Here is a 20983-nt window from a genome sequence, read left to right as displayed (position 1 = left end):
CAGGGTTACGACAACACGACGCGCGGCGACGACGCGAATCGACATCGCGGGAAAAAGTTTTCATCCGCGATGGAAGCGGCGATGCCGGCCGCCGCCGCTCTTCCCGCGGGCGGCATGCGCACCGGGCACGCTGTGGATCCGGTCGGCAAGCGCGCTGCGCGCCGTCAGGTTTACAACAACACTGATGCGGGATGCTTGATGTCTGATGCGTCTGCCATATAATAGTGATGCTTGATGTTTGATGCCTATCAGGAGAGAGACATGCGCACCACTCTGGACATTGATGACGACGTCCTCGCCTTCGCACGGGAGCGCGCGAAGCCGGGCATGAGTATCGGCAAGGTTATTTCCGATCTCGCCCGCGCGGCACTGCAGCGGACGACGACGAACCAGTCGAGCCGCAACGGCTTGCCGTTGATGCCGGTCTCCGCGACGGCACGTCCCGTCACGCCCGACGTCGTTAATCAACTTCGCGACGATTCACTTTGATGACCTACCTGCTCGACATCAACGTCCTCATCGCCTTGCTGGATCCTGCGCATGTTCAGCACGAGCCTGCACATGCATGGTTTGGAAGGGTAGGTCATTCGGCATGGTCTACCTGCCCGCTCACCGAGAACGGCGTGCTTCGGATCATCGGCAATCCGAAATACCCGAATACGATGGGCTCGCCGGTGTCCGTTGCTCCGCTCGTCGCGCAACTGCGGTCGCATGCCGGCCACACTTTCTGGCCGGACGACGTGAGCTTGCTGGACGAACAGCACGTCGACGCCACCCGATTGCTGTCGCCCGCGCAATTGACCGATACGTACCTGCTGGCGCTGGCTCGCGCGCACAAAGGCAAACTGGCGACTTTTGATCGGCGTCTGGTCGTCGACGCCGTGCCGAATGGCGCCAAGCACCTTGAACTGATTGCTTGACGCTCGATCGGAAAGGGCGCCGTGGCAGCGACGCTTGAACGGGTTGCTTTCGGTTTCTCGCGGTGCCTTCCAGCGGGACAGTCTTGTCCTCGGTGTCCGGAACAGCGCGCCTTTCGCCCGTGCCCTTGTTTGGACAGTTCGGTAGTGAGGCCGCTGCAGGCCCGTTGCGAGCATGCGCGGGCACGAGCGCGCGCGGCGGTGCATACCACGGTCACGGAGCGCCTCGGCAAAGCTGGTATGCTGATCTACACCACGTTCACGCGGAGGGCGCCATGGCTGTCAAGGAAGTCTCGAAGAAGAAGTACCTGAAAATCCTGAACAAACGCCTGCGCGCGGAGCCGGCGGCCCCGGCCGGCGCATCGTTCGTGTTTTTCCCGCTCGGTGCGAAGGCGAAGCATGCGACGGGCGTCGTGTCCGGCGACGCACGCAGCAAGCGCGAGCTGGCCGTGATGGCCGCGGTCCAGCGCAAGGCGGCCGAAGAGTTCGTCGTCTCGGGCGCCTGACCGGCCCGGCCGGGCACGGCGCCGAACACCCGCCCGGCCCGAAACGGGCCGAGAGCCCGCGCGACGATCAGGACGCCTCGTCTGCCGCTGCCGCCGGATACCGGCTGCCGCCGCCAGCTTCGTCGCCTGCCGCCAGTTGTTCCAATGCGAGGCCCTTCGTCTCGATCCCGAGCGTCCACACGGCGATTGCCGCCGCGACGAACGACAGCGCGCCGAGCGTGAACACGCCGCCCTGGCCGAACACCGGCAGCACGACACCGACCACGTAAGGTCCGATCAGCGAGCCGATGCGGCCGATCGCCGACGCGAAGCCCGACCCCGTCGCGCGTGCGCCGGTGCCGTACAGCTCGGGCGTGTACGTGTACAGCGCCGCCCACATCCCGAACAGGAAGAACTGCATCGCGAGGCCCGTGCCGATCAGCAGCGTCGTGCTGCCGCCGTACAGCGCGCTCTGGCCGTACGCATACGCCATCGCGCCGCCGCCGATCAACGACGCGATGCAGGTCGGCTTGCGTCCCCAGCGTTCGACGAGCCACGCGGCGCACAGGAAGCCCGGCACGCCGCCGAGCGAGATCAGCACCGTGTAGAACACCGATTTCGTGACTTCGAAGCCGGCCTGCTGCAGCAGCGCGCCGAGCCATGACGTGAGGCCGTAGAAGCCGAGCAGCGCGAAGAACCACAGCAGCCACACCATCACCGTGCGGCGACGGTACACGCCGCTCCAGATCTCGCGCAGCGCGCCGCGCCCGCGTGCGGCGGCGGGCTCGGCGAGCCGCGACGGCGGCGGCAGCGTCGTGACGCCGGCCGAGCGCATCACCTTCGCCTCGATCGTCTGCATCACCGCGTCGGCTTGCGCGTGCCGGCCCGCATGCTCGAGCCAGCGCGGCGATTCGGGCACGATGCGGCGCACGACCAGCACGAACACGGCCGGAATCGCGAGCAGCGCGAACACGGTGCGCCAGCCGAACTGCGGCAGCACGAAGTACGCGACGATGCCGGCCGTGATGAAGCCGAGCGGCCAGAAGCCGTCCATCAGCGCGATCAGGCGGCCGCGCTTCTCGGTCGGCACGAATTCGGACAGCAGCGTCTGCGCGACCGGAAACTCCATTCCCATCCCGATGCCGAGCAGCACGCGATAGACGATCAGCGCGTCGACGCTCTGCGCGGTCGAGCACAGGTACGACGCGGCGCCCCACAGCACCATGCTCCACTGGAACACGGGCCGGCGGCCGAACCGGTCGGCGAGCAGGCCGGCCACGGCCGCGCCGAGCACCATCCCGAAGAAGCTCGCGCTCGCGACGAGGCCGGCGGCGGCTGTCGACAGCCCGAACTCCTTGCGGATCGAGCCCAGCACGAACGTCATCGTGCCGAGGTCGACCGAGTCGAAGAAGAACGCGATCGCGATGATGAAGAAGATGCGCTTGTGATAGCCGGAGAACGGCAGGCGTTCGAGCCGGGCGGCGGCGGAGGCGGGAGCGGTGGCGGCGGGCATGGCGTCCTCTGAAATGAAAAAGGGGCCGCGCAGCGCATGCTCGAGGCCCCGATGCTTCACGTTCAGTAGACGCGACCACAAACTGCCGCATCAGAGGAAAAGCGCCGCCCGCTTGCCGAAATGCGTCATCGGCGGGCGGCGCGCGCGACGCACGCGTGCGTCAGTTCTTCAGCTTGTACCCGGTGCGGAACATCCACGCGACGACCGCGAGGAGGATCACGAGGAACAGCGCGGTCGCGGCGAGGCTGATCCACACGTGCACGTCGGCGATCCCGTAGAACGACCAGCGGAAACCGCTGATCAGGTAGACGATCGGGTTGAACAGCGTGACGACGCGCCACGCGGGCGGCAGCATGTCGACCGAGTAGAAGCTGCCGCCGAGGAACGTGAGCGGCGTGATGATCAGGAGCGGCACGAGCTGCAGCTTCTCGAAGCTGTCGGCCCAGATGCCGATCACGAAGCCGAACAGGCTGAAGGTGACGGCCGTCAGCACGAGGAACAGCACCATCCAGACCGGATGCAGGATGTGCAGCGGCACGAACAGGCCGGCCGTGGCGAGGATGATCACGCCGAGCAGGATCGACTTCGACGCGGCCGCGCCGACGTACGCGATCACGATCTCCCAGTACGACACGGGCGCGGACAGGATCTCGTAGATCGTGCCGGTGAAGCGCGGGAAGTAGATGCCGAACGACGCGTTCGAGATGCTCTGCGACAGCAGCGACAGCATCACGAGGCCCGGCACGATGAACGATCCGTAGCCGATGCCGTTCACGTCGCTGATGCGCGAGCCGATCGCGGAGCCGAACACGACGAAATACAGCGACGTCGAGATCACCGGCGCGATGATGCTCTGCATCAGCGTGCGGCGCGTGCGGGCCATTTCTGCGCGGTAGATCGCGCGGATTCCATGCCAGTTCATGCGTCAGGCTCCTTGCACGCCGTTGCGGCGGTTGTCGATCAGGCTGACAAAAATGTCCTCGAGCGAGCTCTGCGTCGTATGCAGGTCGCGAAAGCCGATGCCGGCCGAGCCGAGCGCGTTGATGAGCGTCGCGATGCTCGCGTCGTCACGCTGCGAATCGTACGTATAGACGAGCGCGGCGCCGTCTTCCGCGCGCTCGAGCCCGAACGGCGCGAGCGCCGGCGGCACCTCCGCGAGCGGGTGCTCGAGTTGCACGGTCAGCTGCTTCTTGCCGAGCTTGCGCATCAGCTCGCGCTTTTCCTCGACGAGCACGAGCTCGCCGCCGAGGATGATGCCGATCCGGTCGGCCATCTCCTCGGCTTCCTCGATGTAGTGCGTGGTCAGCAGGATCGTCACGCCGCTTTCGCGCAGCGAATCGACGAGCTTCCACATGTCGCGGCGCAGCTCGACGTCGACGCCGGCCGTCGGTTCGTCGAGGAACAGGATGCGCGGCTCGTGCGACAGCGCCTTCGCGATCATCACGCGGCGCTTCATGCCGCCCGACAGCGTCATCAGCTTGTTGTCGCGCTTGTCCCACAGCGACAGCGCCTTCAGCGTCTTCTCGATGTACGCGGGATCGGGCGCCTTGCCGAACAGGCCGCGGCTGAACGACACGGTGGCCCAGACGCTTTCGAACGCGTCGGTGGTCAGCTCCTGCGGCACGAGGCCGATCATTTCGCGGGCCGCGCGGTATTGATCGCGGATGTCGTGGCCGCCGACCGTCACGCGACCTTCGGTCGGTGTGACGATGCCGCAGATCGAGCCGATCAGCGTCGTCTTGCCGGCGCCGTTCGGCCCGAGCAGCGCGAAGATCTCGCCGGGGCGGATGTCGAGGGTCACGTGCTTCAGCGCCTGGAAGCCGGACGCGTAAGTCTTGGAGAGGTCGGAGACGGAAAGGATCGGTTGCATGCTCACGGATGGCACGGCCGCCCGGTGCGACGGCGGGCGCCGCGCGTGCCCGGCGCCGCCGCCGCTGCGCAGCGGCCGGGACCGGGAACGGCATGGCGAACGGGCGTCATGTCGAACGGCAGGGTGGTGCGGGATCGCGGGACCGCCATATTAGCAATCGGCACATCGAAATGCATTCTGATGGAAAAGTCGGGCAGCGGCGGTGCTGGATTTGCGTGGATTACGTGCGGATTTCCCAATGATTCGATGTTTTAGTTGAAAGATGCGAACAATCGGGGTTCTTTTCCGTGTATCGGGCCGCGCCCGGCGTGGCTGCCCGACATGCCGACCGACTGTGCTGCCTGCCGGCCCTCGCGCCGTACCGGGACGGCACATGCGGCGCTCGCGATAATGCGTTCCTTTCATCGTGATAGGGAGCGGCGCGCATGTCCTTGGTCGATTTCAAATCCGTGGCGGACGCACAGGCCGCCGCATGGAAATCCACGATCGTCGGCGAAGTGGGGCCGGCCCGGATCAAGGTATTGCGCATGGATGCGCAGCCTTACCAAGCGGAAGTGCACGACTACAACGAGGGGCTGCTGGTGCTCGACGGCACGCTGATGCTCGAGGTCGACGGAGAAACGGTCGTGGTCGGGGCCGGGCAGATGTACCTCGCGCACGCCGGCACGCGCCACGCGGTGCTGCCCGGCAGCCACGGCACGCTCGCGATCATCGACGTGTGAGTTGCGCCGCAGCATGCGTGCGTGCCGCCCAGGGCCGGCCGGCTTGGCTCGGCGAGGATTGGCGGCTGCCGTTCAAACGCGCGTTCCACGGGCCGGGTATTTGTCTGAGCAAATAAAATGAAGGCCGTTTGAAAATCTGTTAAATACCGTACAAACGCTAGGATTGCGCGGGTTCATTCGTTTGGAACTCTGCATCCATTTACTTGTGGGAATGGTCCGATCATAGTCTCGACGAACGACGCATCACGATAACGAATCAAGCGTACGTATGGAGACCACATCATGAGACGCCTATCCGCCGGGCCAGCCGGACTGCCGTTTCCCGATTTTTCGCCGAATGCAGGCGCGCCGCGGATCGCGTGCCTGCATCGTCGCCTCGCCGTGTAGCGGCAAAGCCGCAGCGGCCAAGCCACTTTCCGTTTCGATCGTTCCGACGGCGCCGTGCCGCATGACGGCGCCGCGGGAGCGCGCTTGTCCGCCGCCGCGGCGTGTGCCGCATGTGCGTGAACGGCATCGCGGCGGCGATGCGCGCACCATCATGCGCCGCGCGTCCGTGCGGCGGCGCGATACCAACCGGCGGGCCATGCAGCCCGGCCGGACGAGACTTGTCGTACCTGAAAAGGAGGGGTTGATGATTTGCATTCCTGAATGGCGGAAGGCGATCCTGTCGTGTGCGGTGCTGGCGCTGCCGTTCGTCGCCGGTTGCGGCGGCGGCGACGATCCGGGGCCGATCACCGTGCCGCAGTGCTCGGGCAGCGCATGCGGGCCGAGCGGCGCCGACACGACGCCGCCCGTCGTGACGAAGTTGTGTCCGGACGCGCTCGACTACACGACGACGTACACGGGCGGCGCCGGCAGCGGCGAGTACGTGAAGGTGAAGTTCGACACGACGAAGCTCACCTATCAGATGCAGTTCATCGAATCGTCGGTGCCGACCTCGGCAGGGCAAGTCAACGACACGCGCGCGGGCCTGACGATCAGCGGCGCGTTCCACCATCCGACCAATCTTCCGACGGCCGAGCAGAACCGCTGCGCGTTCGTGCTCGACAGTGGCGCGACGAGCGACGGCGCGTATGCGGTGACGATCAACCGTGCGGATCCGCCGATGCTGTTCGTGGGCAACGGCGTGGTGGGCGGCGGGATTCCGGGGGCGACGATCGCGTTCCCGGGCATCGAGATCGTACCGGGCCTGTTCCTCGGCACCGTGCCGTCGCGCACGTTCGACTTCTATCCGTTCATCGGCTTCGTCGAAACGGAAACCGACTTCTCGAAGGTCGCGGGGAACTACAACGAGGTCGGCATTCATCTGTCGCCGCTCGGCGGCAATGGCCAGAGCTCGAGCGGGCCGGTCGGCTGGGAGCCGGACGTCGTCAACTGGAACCAGACGCTCAATGCGGACGGCTCATGCACGATTACCCAGGGCAGCGACTACTCGTGCCAGACGACCGGGTCGCCGTGGGTGCTGCGCAAGAACGCGGACGGGTCGGCCGACAACGTGTTCGTGAGCAGCGCGGTCCCGGACCAGTTCGGCACGCTCGTGTATCCGGTCGCGGGGCAGGGCGCATCGCTCGTGATTGCGCCGAGTCAGGCGAAGGGCATCATGATCGTCGGCAAGCTGAACGGCGTACGCGTGCCGATCGTGATTCGTGTCGGCTACACGCACGTCGATCCGACCAACCTGCTCGCGTCGGTCGCGGATGCCGAAGTCGGGATCTCGATGCTGTCGTCGGCCAGCGCGATCGCGGCGAATTCGCTGAAGGGCGGCTACATCGGCGCGACCAGCGCATCGGCATGCGGCATCGTGACCTCCAACGGGCAGCCGAACGCGATCGCGCTGGCGCGGCCGAGCTTCGATCCGTCCGTCCCGCACCCGGACCTTCCTGGTGCGTTCGTCAACGGCGTGTTCATGTCGGAAGCCGGAAGCTGCAACGACGGTACCGCCGTGTCGACGCTGGCCGCGAACTATACGTCCACGCTGTTCCAGGGCAATACCGCGGCGTTCATCGATCCGCAGACGTCGTCGGTCACCTCGCAGTTCGCGCTGGACTATGCGCAGGCCACGCCCGGCAAGATCAAGGTGACCGCCACGCAGGACTTCAACGCGAAGGGCGCGAACGGCAACGTGGCGATCTTCAGCAAGGGCGACACGGGCTGGCTCGTGACGGCCGGAAACGTCTACGCGATGGTCGTCAACAACAACAAGGTCAATCCGTTCTTCACGGTCGGCGCGTTCGTCCAGTAACCCCGCATTGAACACGTAGCACCGGCGGCGCACGCGTCGCCGCCGGCGAATCGAATTTCAAGAGGATTCCTATGAATGTGAAACAGTGGATGGCCGCGGCGTCGCTCGCGCCCGTGCTGGCCGCATGCGGCGGCGACGGCGACCCGCCGCCCGCGCCGGTGGTCCGGCTGTGCCCGCAGACGATCGATTACAACACGGTGTTCGTCGGCGGCTCCGGGTCGGGCGAGCTCGTGAAAGTACAGCTCGACACGACGAAGATGACGTACCGGATGACCTACCTCGCATCGCCGGTGCCGACCGCCGCGGGTACCGTGCAGCCGACGCGGGACACCGCACCGGCGAACGTGGTCGACGGCACGCTGGCCGACGAGACGGGGCTGCCGACGGTGAAGCTGAACCAGTGCACGTTCCGGATGCAGAACGCGAGCCTCGACCCGAGCCGGCCCGCGCGGCTGTTCCTCGGCGAAGGCGTGCTGGGCGGCGCGATCCCCGGCGCGACGATCCAGTTCGACGGCGTGATCGGCGTCGGCAAGATTCCGAAGACGACGTTTCCGTACTACCCGTTCATCAGCTTCTCGTCGCTGGAAACCGATCTGACGAAGATCGCCGGCACGTACAACCAGCTCGGCTATCACCAGGTGCCGTCGCAGAACTTCCAGCCGGTGGCGCTCGACCAGACGGTGACGATCAACGCGGACGGCAGCTATACGGAAACCGACAACTTCGGCAAGAAGAACGGCGGGCAGCCGCTTGCGTCGAGCGCGACCGTGAACCAGCCGTTCACGCTGCGCCCCGATGCGCCGGCGTTCCAGTCGTTGAACTACCAGCCGCAGATTCCGCCGACGCTCGCCGCGCTCGATCCGGCGAAGGCCGGCAAGGGGATCCTGATCGTCGGCAAGCTGCGCAACCAGCTCGTGCCGATCTTCATCCGCACCGGCGCCGCGAACGCGGACCTCACGCAGGGCCCGCCGAGCGCGGACGACGAATCGGGCATCTCGTTCCTGAGCCCGCGGACGGCGATCGCGCAGGGTTCGCAGGACGGCGAGTACACGGGCGTGGACAGCGCGTTCAACTACCGCGCGACCGCGCTCGTCGGTGCGCAGGCGACGCTGCTCGATCCGTTCAACGCGTCGCAGGCCGCGCTCACGCGCGCGCTGAACCTCGACTACACGCAGAAGGTGCCGGGCGTCGTGACGACCGTGCATGCGGACGCGGCGTCGGGGCCGGCGACCGGCAAGTTCGTGTTCACCGGCGGCGTGTTCGGGTTCCTCGACATGGCCGATACGCGCAACCCGTACTTCACGGTCGGCGCGTTCGTGCAGTGACCGCGTGTGGATGGAGACATGGCGGCGCCGCGCGCGACTACGCGGCGCCCCGACGGAACGAGGGGGAGACTTCATGAAGAAGCTGATTGTCGCGGGTGTCGTCGCAGGCGCGTCGACGCTCGCATCGGCCCAGCAGGCGGGCGACAACGTCGCGACGCTGGGCTGGCTGCACATCATGCCGCAGGATTCGACCAACGGGCTCACGACGAATCTCGCGAACATGCCGATCAACGGGCCGCTGCGTCTGCCCGGTTCGTTCACGTCGCCGGGCACGAGCCTGACGGTCAACAACGCCGATACGGTCGGCCTCACGCTCACGCACTTCTTCACCGACCACATCGCGGTGACGTCGGTGCTCGGCGTGCCGCCCGAGTTCACGCTGACGGGCCACGGCGTGATCAAGCCGCCGGGCCCGGCCGGCGCGCTCGGCAACGTCGACATGGACAAGTCGGCGAACCAGCCGGCCGTGAAGAATGCGCGGCAGTGGAGCCCGACGATCATCCTGCAGTACTACTTCAATTCGCCGACGGCGAGGTTCCGCCCGTTCGTCGGGATCGGCGTGGCCTACAGCTGGTTCAGCAACATCGAACTGAACGGCAACTTCGCGAAGGACATCAACGAGAACCTCGGCAGCGTGCTCGCGGCCGGCGCCGGCAAGCCGGGCGCGACGTCGGTGGAGGGCAAGGCGTCGTCGTCGTTCACGCCGGTCTACAACGTCGGCGCGAGCTACGCGATCGACAAGCACTGGGGACTCACGGCGACGCTGACGTACATGCCGCTGAAGACCTACTCGTCGCTCGTGATCAAGGCGGCCGACGGCTCGACGCTCGCGACCACGCGCACGCGGTTGAAGGCCGACCCGTTGATCACGTTCGTCGGGATTTCCTACAAGTTCTGAGCCGACCGGCGCGCATGACGCGTGCCGGCGGCTTCCTGTGACCAACTGTCCGGATCGTTCCGGCCGGAAGGTCGCGTTCCTGGCGGCGTGCCGCCATTTGTGAAGAGAGGGGGCAGTTCAAATGAGCATTCGCAAAATCGTATCGCTTGTTGCTGCAGTGGCTTTCACCGCGGTTTCGGCCGCGCCTGCTTTCGCCGTCACCGTGTCGCGCGCCGACGGCCAACCGATGAATCCGAACGGCGAGCCGTTCTCGGCGACGGGGCTCACGAACCTCAGCAAGGGATCGATTACCGCATCCTGCAATGCGACGTTCAACGGCACCATCACGTCGACCGGTATCGTCAACATCACCTCGACGACGTTCACGGGCGGCGCGACGTGCGGCCTGATCAGCGGCAGCGCGAGCAGCACGTCGCCGTGGACGGGGCAGGCCGACAGCACGACGCAACTGTCGATCAACAACGTGAAGGTGAACGTCACGCTGCTCGGCACGTGCGGGCCGAGCAAGGTCGTGATGGCGTGGAGCGACGCGAACTCGTCGCTGACGTTCAACAACGCCACGCTGACGCCGGACTGCACGGTGGGCGGCACGATCCTGACGTCGCCGAAGTTCCACGTGCAGTAAGCGGCGCGCGACCGAAGCGGGGACCCGCCGCGCGGGAGGGCCGTGCGTGAGGATCGGGCGGTTCGGACGCGGGTTGTCGCTTTCGCTTCCTCGATGTATTCGCGTCGTCGCGCTTATCCGCGTGACGACCGGTTGGCCGCCCGTGTCGAGATCCGGCACGGGCGGACCTGCAGGGCAGGCGTGACGCACCGCGCCTCCCGATTCGATTGAAACGAGACTATTCCAATTGGCCGGAACCATGCTTACCGATCCAGCAAAGTATGGCGATGCCCACGGCGCGACGCCCGACCGGCTGCGCACGGCCGCGTGGCTGCAGTACCTGATCGACCATCTCGACACGGCGGCCTGCGCGATGACCGCGAGCGACGCCGGCGACCCGCCCGTCGTCGCGTCGCACGCGCGACGTGCGGGAACTGGCGCGAGCCTCTCCCGCGAAGCGACCGCGGCCCTGCACCGGCTCGTCCCGTGGATCGCGACCGATGGCGGCGGCTGCGTATGCGACCCGGCCGATCCGCTCGGCGCGTGCTCGCACGTGCCTTCCGTCCGGCAACTCGCCGAAGCCGAACGTCGCTTCCCGGGCTCGCGTGCCGTATTCGACACCGCGCACGGCCTGATCGATGCCTGCGCATTCGACGATCCGGACGTCGGCTGGGCCGCGCTCGAACGGATTGCCGATGGCGTCGAATGCAGCGGCGAAGAGGCGGGCGCACGCCTCGCGAGCGAACCCGACGGGCAGCGCGAGACACCCAATGCGAAGAACCTGAGAGACAGGCTCGCCGCGGTCGTGGCAACGAGCACGGAAGCGCCGACTCGTCCCGGCGCCGTCATCGACGCGATCGTGCTGCGCGCATGCGGCCCGCGCGACGACGCGGCGCGCATCGACGAGATGGCCGCATTCGCGATGTTTTCGGCAGAACTTGCCGCGGGCAACGGCGTTTCGGTTCAGGCGTACGGCGGCCGGCACAACCTCGTCGCGCGGGCGATCCGCACGCACCGCGCCGATCTTGCGTCGGTGGACGGGCTGTTCGCCGCGCTATCCGTGTGCCGGCTCGATCGACTGACAGGCGCCGGCAGTTTCTGGGCCTACTACCTGCTGGCGGGCGTCATGATCGCCGCGCCGGATACGGTGCGGGAAATCGGCCGCGGCTTCCATGGCGACGCATGGCGGGAATGGCTTGATCACGTGCTCGCGTGGCCGGCGGTCAGCCGCTTCGGGCCGAAGGACGATGCGGCGTTCGAGCGCCTGCGCGACGCGATGAGCCTGACGTCGCGCAGGAACCCGATCGTGCGCGCGAAACGGATGCGGGGCGTTTCCGTAACCCGGGCAGGCGGCGCAATCGGGAAGACGCAATGAAACGCGGCTCGGGGCGAGAACGCCGCGAGCCGCGGGGGAGGGTATCGCGGCGCCCGGTGCGGGCGCTGGATCGATCAGACGGTCTCGGGTTGCCGCACGGCCTTCGCGACATTGCGCGCCGGTGCGCCGTTCGCGACGAAGTACGGCACGTCGACCCGCGCGAGCGGCGTGCGGCCGCGGATTTTGTCGGCGATCTTCTCGGCGATCATGATCGTCGGGGCGTTCAGGTTGCCGGTCGTGATGATCGGCATGATCGATGCATCGACGACGCGCAGCCCGTCGAGCCCGTGCACGCGGCCTTCTTCATCGACCACCGCCATGTCGTCGTAACCCATCTTGCACGAGCACGACGGATGGAACGCGGTTTCCGCGCGGGCGCGCACGAATGCGTCGAGTTCCTTGTCGCTCTTGCAGTCGGCGCCCGGGTTCAGCTCGCGGCCGCGATAGCGGTCGAGCGCGGGCTGCCGCATGATCTCGCGCGTCGCGCGGATCGCATCGCGGAACTCGCGCCAGTCGAGCGCTTCGGCCATGTAGTTGAACAGGATGCTCGGGTGATCGTTCGGGTCGCGCGAGCGCAGCTTCACGCGGCCGCGGCTCGGTGAGCGCATCGAGCCGACGTGCGCCTGGAAGCCGTGCATCTCGATCGCGTTCGAGCCGTTGTAGTTGATCGCGACCGGCAGGAAGTGATACTGGATGTTCGGCCACGGGTCGTCGTCGCGCGTGCGGATGAAGCCGCCCGCCTCGAAGTGGTTGCTCGCGCCGAGGCCCGTGCCGTTCAGCATCCATTCGAGGCCGATCTTCGGCTGGTTCCACCACTTGAGCGCCGGGTACAGCGAGACCGGCTCCTTGCACTCGTACTGGATGTACATCTCCAGGTGGTCCTGCAGATTCTGGCCGACGCCGGGCAGATCGAGCACGACGGGAATGTCGAGTTCCTTCAGCCATGCACCGGGGCCGACGCCCGAGCGCTGCAGCAGTTGCGGCGACGCGATCGCGCCGCTGCACACGAGCACTTCGCGGCGCGCATGCACGGTCGCGCGCTCGGTGCCGCGCAGGTACGTGACGCCCGACGCGCGCTTGCCGTCGAACAGGATGCGGTCGGCGAGCGCGTGCGTGACGATCTCGAGGTTCGGCCGCATCTTCGCCTGGTCGAGGTAGCCGCGCGCGGTGCTCGCACGGCGGCCCTTCGGCGTGACGGTGCGGTCCATCGGCCCGAAGCCTTCCTGCTGATAACCGTTCAGGTCGTCGGTGCGCGGATAGCCGGCCTGAACGCCCGCGTCGACCATCGCTTCGAACAGCGGGTTCACGCCCGGCTTGCTGGTCGTAACCGACACGGGGCCGCTGCCGCCGTGATAGTCGTTCGGGCCGACGTCGCGCGTCTCGGCTTTCTTGAAGTACGGCAGGCAGTCGAGATACGTCCAGTTCTCGAGGCCCTTGTGCGTCGACCAGTTGTCGTAGTCGAGCGCGTTGCCGCGGATGTAGCACATCCCGTTGATCAGCGACGAGCCGCCGAGCCCCTTGCCGCGGCCGCATTCCATTCGGCGGTTGTCCATGTGCGGCTCGGGATCGGTCTCGTATGCCCAGTTGTAGCGGCGGCCCTGCAGCGGGTAGGCGAGGGCGGCCGGCATCTGCGTGCGGAAGTCGAAGCGGTAGTCGGGGCCGCCCGCTTCGAGCAGCAGCACCGTGACGTTCGGATCTTCCGTCAGGCGCGTCGCGAGCACGTTGCCCGCGGAACCTGCGCCGCAGATGATGTAGTCGTATTCGCGTGTCGTCATGACGGCTCTCCTTGTATTAGAACACCGGGTTGTAGCGGCCGAGCTCGACCTGCACCGACTTGATTCGAGTGTAGTGCTCGAGCGTCGTGATGCCGTTCTCGCGTCCGACACCGGATTGCTTGTATCCGCCAACCGGCATCTCGGCCGGCGATTCGCCCCACGTGTTGATCCAGCAGATGCCCGCTTCGAGGCGATGGATCGTGCGGTGCGCGCGCGACAGGTTCTCGGTCACGACACCGGCCGCGAGGCCATAGTGCGTGTCGTTGGCACGGGCGATCACTTCGTCCTCCGATTCGAAATCGAGGATGCTCATCACCGGCCCGAAAATCTCTTCGCGCACGATCTTCATGTCGTCGCGGCAATCGCCGAACACGGTCGGCGCGACGTACTGGCCGTTCGCGAAGTGGCCATCGGTCAGACGCGTGCCGCCCGCGAGCAGCTTCGCGCCTTCGGCCTTGCCGCTTTCGATGAAGCCGAGCACCTTGTCGAGCTGCGCGGCCGACACGAGCGGGCCGAAGTTGGTGTCGGCGTCGGTCGGCTTGCCGACGCGGATGCGCTTCACGCGTTCGAGCACCTTCTGCGTGAACGCGTCCTTGATCGAGCGGTGCACGAACACGCGCGTGCCGTTCGTGCAGACCTGGCCCGAGCTGAAGAAGTTGGCGGTTACCGCGATGTCGGCCGCGCGGTCGAGGTCCGCATCGTCGAACACGATCAGCGGCGACTTGCCGCCGAGCTCCATCGTCACTTCCTTCAGCGACGATGCGCCGGCGAGCGACATCACCTTCTTGCCGGTTTCGACGCCGCCGGTGAACGACACCTTCGCGATGTCCGGGTGGCCGGTGAGCAGCGCGCCGACCGAGCCGTCGCCCTGCACGACGTTGAACACGCCGGCCGGCACGCCGGCTTCCGTATAGATTTCCGCGAGCTTCAGCGCGGTCAGCGGCGTGACTTCGCTGGGCTTGAACACCATCGCGTTGCCGGCCGCGAGCGCGGGCGCCGTCTTCCAGCAGGCGATCTGGATCGGGTAGTTCCATGCGCCGATGCCCGCGCACACGCCGAGCGGTTCGCGGCGCGTGTACACGAACGACTCGGCGCGCAGCGGCACCTGCAGCCCTTCGATCGCGGTCGCGAGGCCCGCGTAGTACTCGATCACGTCGGCGCCGGTGACGATGTCGACCGCGAGCGTCTCGCCGATCGGCTTGCCGGTGTCGCGCGTTTCGATCGCCGCGAGCTCGTCGTTGCGCTCGCGCAGCAGGTCGACCGCGCGGCGCAGGATGCGCGAGCGCTGCATCGCGGTCATCGCCGCCCATTCGCGCTGGCCTTCCCGCGCGGACGCAACGGCGCGGTCGACGTCGGCCGCGCTCGCCTGCTGCACCTGCGCGAGCAGCTCGCCGGTGGCCGGGTCGAAGGTGTCGAAAGTCTTGCCGCTGGTGGCGTCGACGTAACCGCCGCCGATGTAGAGGCGCTGCAAACCGTATACGGACATGAGGATCTCCTGGTAGGCGACTGCGTGGCGCGTCAGTCGGACGCGAGCAGCAGGTCGATGTAATCGTGGGCGAGCTTCAACGTGGCTCGGGTGTCGATCGGGCCGCCGGCAAGCGCGCCGCGCAGCCACAGGCCGTCGATCAGCGCGGCGAGGCCGCTGGCGGCTTCGCGCGCTTTCGTGCGCGGCAATGCCTTGGCGAATTCGGCGCACAGGTTCGAATGGAGGCGCCGCGTGTTGACGTGCTGCAGCCGCTTGAGCATCGGGTCGTGCATGCTCTGCGACCAGAACGCGAGCCATGTCTTCATCACCGGCGCGCTGACCTGCGTGTCGTCGAAGTTCGCGGCGACGACGGCACGCAACCGCGAACGCGGGTCCTTGCGTGCGGCGGCGCGGCGGCGCGTGGTGGCCGACCAGAGGTCGCGCAGCACGTGCCGCATCGTCGCTTCGAGCAGTCCGTCCTTGTCGCCGAAGTAATGGCTGACGATGCCCGTCGAGATGTTCGCGCGTTGCGCGACCGATGCGAGCGTCGTGCCGGGCAGGCCCGCTTCGTCGATCGAGCGCAACGTGGCATCGATCAACTGGGCGCGGCGTATCTCCCGCATTCCGACTTTCGGCATCGCGACTCCCCTTCGCCCGGACGGGCCGTTGATGGAAGTCGAGAGCTTAGCGGTTTTTTATTGATTGTTCAATCAACAAAAAATCGGGGCTGAACGGCGGGCCCTGTTCCAAACGGAACGACTCGTCACGCCCGGAGCCATGTGCGGGTGCGGAAAAACGCATTGAAAGAAGGTTAATTAAATTTGAATCTGTTTAAAACGCGCTGTGAAAAAATGATGCAATGCGGAGGACCGTTTCTGCGCTCGATTTCATTACAAGGAGAAAGAATGTCGAGGTCTGTAATATTATTCACGATGTGAAATTGCCAAATCGGATTGTGAATGCGTGCGGTTTTGTGAAATCCGTTTGAATTCGGCGATTTAAACTCAATAAGTAGTTGAAAAATAAGTACAAATGTCAATTTTTCGACGCTAGGAAGCGTTGCGCGCAAACGATTGCGATCGTCCTCGGATGGATTCCGCATACCATAGAAATCGATAAATCAATTTGAATTCGGCGTATTTCATGGCCGAGTAGAGGGATTTTTGGAATGACTTGAGTGGGCAATGTGGGCCGTATTAGTATGGCGCCGCACCACGAGGAATGAATGGCGCCGCGCGCGATTGCCGCGGTGCGTCGGCAATCGCGCGTCGATCGATCGCGCACGGACCCGGCGCCGGCCATTGTGCACCTGCAGCATGCCGCGACGTCGAGACGCCGCACTCACCGGAGAACGACGATGCCGACCGAAAAACACGTGGTCCCGCTGCCGAATGGTCTGAAGGTCTACGTCGAACGGAACGTGTTCGACCCGGCCTTCGACACGGCGATGCTCGTCAACGGCGCGCTCGCGACGACCGCGTCGTTTGGCCAGACCGTCCAGTATCTCGGCGAGCGGATGAACACGATCTGCTTCGATTTGCCGTATGCGGGGCAGTCGCGGCAGCACAACCCCGGCTGCGCCATCCTGACCAAGGACGACGAAGCCGCGATCCTCCAGTACCTGGTCGAGCGCTTCGCGCCGGCGTTCCTCGTGTCGGTGTCGTGGGGCGGCGTCGCGTCGCTGTTCGCGCTCGCGCGCGGCTGCCCGAGCGTGCGGCGCGCGGCGATCTGTTCGTTCTCGCCGTTCCTGAACGACGCGATGGTGGACTACGTGACGCGCGCCCGCGATCACATCGCGGCCGGCGAGAACCTGAAGGCCGCGCAGTTGCTGAACGACACCGTCGGCCGCTATCTGCCGCGCATCATGAAGCTGTACAACTACCGGTATCTCACGCGCCTGCCGCGCGACGAGCAGGACCAGGTCGCGTTCCACGTCGACCAGATCCTGTCGCTGCAGCCCGAGCGCTATTTCAGCGAGTTCGCGAACATCGGCTGCGAGCTGCTGTTCCTGAACGGCGAGCGCGACGAATACACGACGCCGGCCGACGTGCGGCAACTCGGCGCGCACGTGGCGCGCGCGCGGTTCGCGACGGTGCCGGACGCGGGCCACTTCCTCGACATCGAAGGCCGGGCGCAGCGCGAATCCACCCGTACCGCGCTGCTCGAGTTCTTCTGCGGCGAGGCATCTGCCGCGGCCGGCGTCGCACGTGCCGCCGCGCACGCGTGCGTGCCCGCGCCGATGCATGCGCTTTCGTCGTGACGCCATCCGTCGTGCAGCGGGCGCGTCCCGCGCATCCGAATTCCCATCCCAACGAGGCAGGCCAGCCGTGAATATCGTTCAGACCATCGCCATCGTCGTTCCGTGGGCCGCGTGGCTCGCGTACTGGATCGCCACGTCGCAGGGCGTCAAGACGACCGTGCGCAAGGAGGCGTCGCGCTCGCGCACGCTGCAGTCGATTCCGCTGATCGTGGGCGGCGCGTTGATCATCCTGCCCGATCCGTCGTGGCAGGCGCTCACGCCCGACTGGCAGCGCTTCGGGCTGCAGGCGCAGTGCGGGCTCGCGGTGCTGGTGGCCGGCCTGCTGTTCTCGGTGTGGGCGCGGCTGCACCTCGGCACGAACTGGAGCGTGTCGGTCACGCTGAAGGAAAACCACGAACTCGTCCGTACGGGGCCGTATGCGCTCGTGCGTCACCCGATCTACACCGGCTGCCTGATCGCGCTGGTCGGCGCCGCGTTGATCGGCGGCGAATGGCGCGGCGCGATCGGCGTGCTGCTGGTGTTCGCGTCGCTCGCGTACAAGGTGCGCGTCGAGGAGAGCTGGCTGACCGGGCATTTCGGGCCGGCCTATACGCAGTACCGCCGCGAGGTCGCGGCGCTGATCCCCGGCTTCTACTGACCCCGCGAGGCGCGCGATGGCGAAGATGATCGTGACCGCGATCGGTTCGGCGGGCGACGTGCATCCGCTGCTCGGCATCGCGCGCACGCTCGCCGCGCGCGGCCACGAGGTCGTGTTCTGCACGCATGCGCCGTTCGAGGCAGCCGTGCGCCGCTGCGGCTTCGCGTTCGTGCCGGTCGGCACCGCGGCCGACTACGACGCGGCGATGGCGAACCCGGCGCTGTGGGATCCGCGGACGTCGTTCCGCACGCTGTGGCAGGTGATCGCGCCGACGCTGCGCCCGCATTACGACACGCTGCGCGCGCTGACCGATGCCGACACGGTGCTGGTCGGCACGCTGTGGGCGTTCTCCGCGCGCTTCATGCAGGAGCTGCACGGCACGCCGTACGTGTCGGTGCAGGTGTCGCCGTCGACGCTGCTGTCCGCGCATGCACCGCCGACCCACCCGCGCCTGACGATACCCGCGCGCTGGCCGTTGCCGGTGAAATCGGCGCTGATGACGCTGATCGAGCGCCAGGTGCTGGACCGCGTGTGCGGCCCGGCGCTCGACGCGGTGCGCCGCGGGCTCGGGCTGGCGCCCGCGCGGCGCGTGCTCGGCCGCTGGCTGCATTCGACCGACGGCGTGCTGTGTCTGTTTCCCGGCTGGTTCGCGCCGCCGCAGCCCGACTGGCCGTCGAATCATCTGCAAAGCGGTTTTCCGCTGTTCAACGATATCGCGACACCCGACGACGATGTGGCACTCGATGCGTTTCTCGCGGCCGGCGAAGCCCCGGTCGTGTTCACGGCCGGTTCGACGCTCGTCGATCATGCGGCCTATGCGCGCGCGGTGGCGCACGCGCTGCGCGCGACCGGCGCGCGCGGCATCCTGCTGACGCCGCACGATGCGGCGCAGGACGGCGACCGGCTGCTCGTGCGCCGCTTCGTGCCGATGCGCACGCTGCTGCCGCGTTGCCGCGCGCTCGTGCATCACGGCGGGATCGGCACGGCGGCGCTCGCGTGCGAAGCCGGCATCGTGCAGGTCGTCACGCCGTTCGCGCACGATCAGTTCGACAACGCGCAACGCGTCGTCGCGAACGGCTGCGGCGTGCGTGTCGACGGCCCGCTCGACGGCGCGCGGCTCGGCGCGGCGCTCGCGCGCGTGCTCGACGAACCCGCGTTCGCGGTGCATGCGGAGCGCACGCGTGCGCTGCTCGCGGCCGCGCCGGACGGCTGCGGCGCGGCCGCCGATTTCATCGAACGGTTCGTGCCGAAGCGCGGACGAGCGGCCGCGCGGGCCGATGTCGCGGTGGCCGGCGCATGAGCGCCGCGTCGCCGCTTCACGACGGGGCCGCCGCGCCGCCGGCGTTCGACGTGCCGCCCGCGCCGCCCGCGCAGCCGGTGCGCGGCATCCGGCTCGCGCTGCTGACGTTCGCGCTGTCGCTCGCGACGTTCATCGAAGTGCTCGACTCGACCGTGACGAACGTCGCGGTGCCGGCGATCTCCGGCAGTCTCGGCGTATCGAACAGCCAGGGCACGTGGGTGATCAGCTCGTATTCGGTCGCGGCCGCGATCGCCGTGCCGCTCACCGGCTGGCTCGCACGCCGCGTCGGCGAACTGCGGCTGTTCGTCGGCGCGGTGCTGCTGTTCACGCTGACGTCGCTGATGTGCGGGCTCGCGCGCGACCTGCACGTGCTCGTGATCTGCCGCGCGCTGCAGGGCCTGTGTTCGGGGCCGATGGTGCCGCTGTCGCAGACGATCCTGCTGCGCACCTTTCCTCCGGCCAAACGTACGATCGCGCTCGCACTATGGGCGATGACGGTGCTGCTCGCGCCGATCTTCGGGCCGGTGGTCGGCGGCTGGATCGTCGACAACTTTTCGTGGCCGTGGATCTTCCTGATCAACTTGCCGATCGGGTTGTTCTCGTTCGCGGTGTGCACCGCGATGCTGCGCCCCGACGCGCAGCGCGGCGCGGCCGGCCCGATCGACGTGCCGGGCATCGTGCTGCTCGTGATCGGCGTCGGCTCGCTGCAGGCGATGCTCGATCTCGGCCACGACCGCGGCTGGTTCGATTCGCCGCTGATCGTCACGCTCGCGGTGGTCGCGGCGCTCGCGATCGTGTCGCTGCTGATCTGGGAAGCGGGCGAAGCGCATCCGGTGGTCGACCTGAGCCTGTTTCGCGACCGCACGTTCTCGTTCTGCGTGCTGATCATCTCGCTCGGCATGATGAGCTTCTCCGTGGTCGGCGTGGTGTTTCCGCTGTGGATGCAGGCCGTGATGGGCTACAACGCGTTTCATGCGGGGCTCGCGACCGCGTCGCTCGGCGTGCTCGCGCTCGTGTTCTCGATCCTCGTCGGGCTGCATGCGCACCGTTTCGACGCTCGCGTGCTCGCGACGTTCGGCTTTCTCGTGTTCGCGGCCGTGCTCGCGTGGGACGCGCATTTCACGCTGAAGATGACGTTCGCGCAGATCGCAGCACCCGGGCTGATCCAGGGGATCGGGCTGCCGTGCTTCTTCATTCCGCTGACCGCCGCGACGCTGTCGCGCATTCCGGACGACCGGCTCGCCGCCGCGTCGAGCCTGTCGAATTTCCTGCGCACGCTGTCGGCCGCGTTCGGCACCGCGATGAGCGTGACGCTGTGGGACAACCGCGCGACCTATCACTACGACGTCGTGTCCCAATCGGTCACGCATGCGTCGGCGAACACGCAACGCTTCGTGCATGCGCTGAACGCGATGGGCGTGGACGGCGTGCGCGAGCTGACGACGCTGCATCACGTCGTGATGCAGCAGGCCTACATGATGGCGACCAACGACATGTTCTGGATGGCGAGCATGACGTGTCTCGCGCTCGCCGCGATGATGTGGCTGACGCGGCCGAAACGCGGCGCGGCCGCATCGTTCGGACATTGAGGCGAG

19 protein-coding genes are annotated in these 20983 nt (G+C 67.0%); 13 read left to right on the top strand and 6 right to left on the bottom strand.

Features of this window, described 5'->3' with window-relative positions; genetic code table 11:
* The first annotated feature begins 261 nt into the window (after positions 1–261).
* The 3 genes from QZM15_RS12445 (at position 262) to QZM15_RS12435 (ending at position 1423) form a co-directional block, all read left to right on the top strand.
* Positions 262–489 (top strand): CopG family transcriptional regulator, encoded by a 228-nt coding sequence (locus QZM15_RS12445; RefSeq protein WP_302106479.1) that lies wholly within the window; start codon positions 262–264, stop codon positions 487–489.
* Entirely contained in the window at positions 489–920 is a 432-nt protein-coding gene (locus QZM15_RS12440; RefSeq protein WP_060968406.1) for a TA system VapC family ribonuclease toxin, read from the top strand. The genes QZM15_RS12445 and QZM15_RS12440 overlap by 1 nt, the downstream gene beginning before the upstream one ends.
* Before the next feature lie 272 nt (positions 921–1192).
* Complete coding sequence (locus tag QZM15_RS12435) at positions 1193–1423, top strand: hypothetical protein (RefSeq protein ID WP_059583243.1); 231 nt, start codon at positions 1193–1195, stop codon at positions 1421–1423.
* A 67-nt stretch (positions 1424–1490) separates the two neighbouring features.
* Here QZM15_RS12435 and QZM15_RS12430 read toward each other — a convergent pair whose 3' ends face one another.
* The 3 genes from QZM15_RS12430 to QZM15_RS12420 form a co-directional block, all read right to left on the bottom strand.
* On the bottom strand, positions 1491–2915 hold the full coding sequence (locus QZM15_RS12430) for an MFS transporter (RefSeq protein ID WP_060011987.1): 1425 nt from the start codon (positions 2913–2915) through the stop codon (positions 1491–1493).
* Positions 2916–3075: 160 nt separating this feature from the next.
* The gene (locus QZM15_RS12425; RefSeq protein WP_059583240.1) at positions 3076–3837 is read right to left on the bottom strand and encodes an ABC transporter permease; all 762 of its coding nucleotides are present in this window, start codon (positions 3835–3837) and stop codon (positions 3076–3078) included.
* A 3-nt stretch (positions 3838–3840) separates the two neighbouring features.
* On the bottom strand, positions 3841–4785 hold the full coding sequence (locus QZM15_RS12420) for an ABC transporter ATP-binding protein (protein ID WP_059642345.1): 945 nt from the start codon (positions 4783–4785) through the stop codon (positions 3841–3843).
* A gap of 425 nt (positions 4786–5210) precedes the next feature.
* On the opposite strand from QZM15_RS12420, the gene QZM15_RS12415 reads away from it, so the two are divergent.
* The 6 genes from QZM15_RS12415 (at position 5211) to QZM15_RS12390 (ending at position 11951) form a co-directional block, all read left to right on the top strand.
* Positions 5211–5507, top strand: coding sequence for a cupin domain-containing protein (locus QZM15_RS12415; RefSeq protein WP_059583237.1), 297 nt, complete (start codon positions 5211–5213; stop codon positions 5505–5507).
* A 631-nt stretch (positions 5508–6138) separates the two neighbouring features.
* Positions 6139–7749 carry a DUF2957 domain-containing protein gene (locus tag QZM15_RS12410; protein WP_059583235.1) on the top strand — a complete coding sequence of 537 codons (1611 nt, stop codon included), beginning with the start codon at positions 6139–6141 and terminating at the stop codon, positions 7747–7749.
* A gap of 71 nt (positions 7750–7820) precedes the next feature.
* Complete coding sequence (locus tag QZM15_RS12405) at positions 7821–9074, top strand: DUF2957 domain-containing protein (protein ID WP_302106478.1); 1254 nt, start codon at positions 7821–7823, stop codon at positions 9072–9074.
* Between the two features lie 73 nt (positions 9075–9147).
* On the top strand, positions 9148–9972 hold the full coding sequence (locus QZM15_RS12400) for an OmpW family protein (RefSeq protein WP_059583231.1): 825 nt from the start codon (positions 9148–9150) through the stop codon (positions 9970–9972).
* Positions 9973–10093: 121 nt separating this feature from the next.
* Positions 10094–10597, top strand: coding sequence for a hypothetical protein (locus QZM15_RS12395; protein ID WP_059642351.1), 504 nt, complete (start codon positions 10094–10096; stop codon positions 10595–10597).
* A gap of 238 nt (positions 10598–10835) precedes the next feature.
* Entirely contained in the window at positions 10836–11951 is a 1116-nt protein-coding gene (locus QZM15_RS12390) for a hypothetical protein (RefSeq protein ID WP_302106477.1), read from the top strand.
* Between the two features lie 74 nt (positions 11952–12025).
* On the opposite strand, the gene betA is transcribed toward QZM15_RS12390, so the two are convergent.
* The 3 genes from betA to betI are packed head-to-tail and all read right to left on the bottom strand — an operon-like array spanning position 12026 to position 15829.
* Positions 12026–13726 carry a choline dehydrogenase gene (gene betA / locus QZM15_RS12385; protein WP_059583226.1) on the bottom strand — a complete coding sequence of 567 codons (1701 nt, stop codon included), beginning with the start codon at positions 13724–13726 and terminating at the stop codon, positions 12026–12028.
* A gap of 16 nt (positions 13727–13742) precedes the next feature.
* The gene (gene betB, locus QZM15_RS12380; protein WP_059583225.1) at positions 13743–15212 is read right to left on the bottom strand and encodes a betaine-aldehyde dehydrogenase; all 1470 of its coding nucleotides are present in this window, start codon (positions 15210–15212) and stop codon (positions 13743–13745) included.
* Between the two features lie 32 nt (positions 15213–15244).
* Entirely contained in the window at positions 15245–15829 is a 585-nt protein-coding gene (betI, locus tag QZM15_RS12375) for a transcriptional regulator BetI (RefSeq protein ID WP_059583223.1), read from the bottom strand.
* A gap of 719 nt (positions 15830–16548) precedes the next feature.
* Here betI and QZM15_RS12370 point away from each other — a divergent pair.
* The 4 genes from QZM15_RS12370 to QZM15_RS12355 all read left to right on the top strand — a co-directional run bounded on the left by QZM15_RS12370 (position 16549) and on the right by QZM15_RS12355 (position 20977).
* A complete protein-coding gene (locus tag QZM15_RS12370; protein WP_226290735.1) occupies positions 16549–17451 on the top strand; it encodes an alpha/beta fold hydrolase in 903 nt (300 codons plus the stop codon).
* 67 nt (positions 17452–17518) lie between these two features.
* The gene (locus tag QZM15_RS12365; protein WP_060011980.1) at positions 17519–18088 is read left to right on the top strand and encodes an isoprenylcysteine carboxylmethyltransferase family protein; all 570 of its coding nucleotides are present in this window, start codon (positions 17519–17521) and stop codon (positions 18086–18088) included.
* A gap of 16 nt (positions 18089–18104) precedes the next feature.
* Positions 18105–19388: a glycosyltransferase gene (locus QZM15_RS12360; protein ID WP_059583220.1), complete on the top strand. Its 1284-nt coding sequence runs from the start codon at positions 18105–18107 to the stop codon at positions 19386–19388.
* Positions 19385–20977 carry a DHA2 family efflux MFS transporter permease subunit gene (locus QZM15_RS12355; protein WP_302106476.1) on the top strand — a complete coding sequence of 531 codons (1593 nt, stop codon included), beginning with the start codon at positions 19385–19387 and terminating at the stop codon, positions 20975–20977. The genes QZM15_RS12360 and QZM15_RS12355 overlap by 4 nt, the downstream gene beginning before the upstream one ends.
* Positions 20978–20983: the final 6 nt, after the last annotated feature.

Source organism: Burkholderia sp. AU44665 (genome assembly GCF_030504405.1).
GTDB lineage: Bacteria > Pseudomonadota > Gammaproteobacteria > Burkholderiales > Burkholderiaceae > Burkholderia > Burkholderia semiarida.
This window is presented reverse-complemented; position numbering and strand designations above follow the sequence as displayed.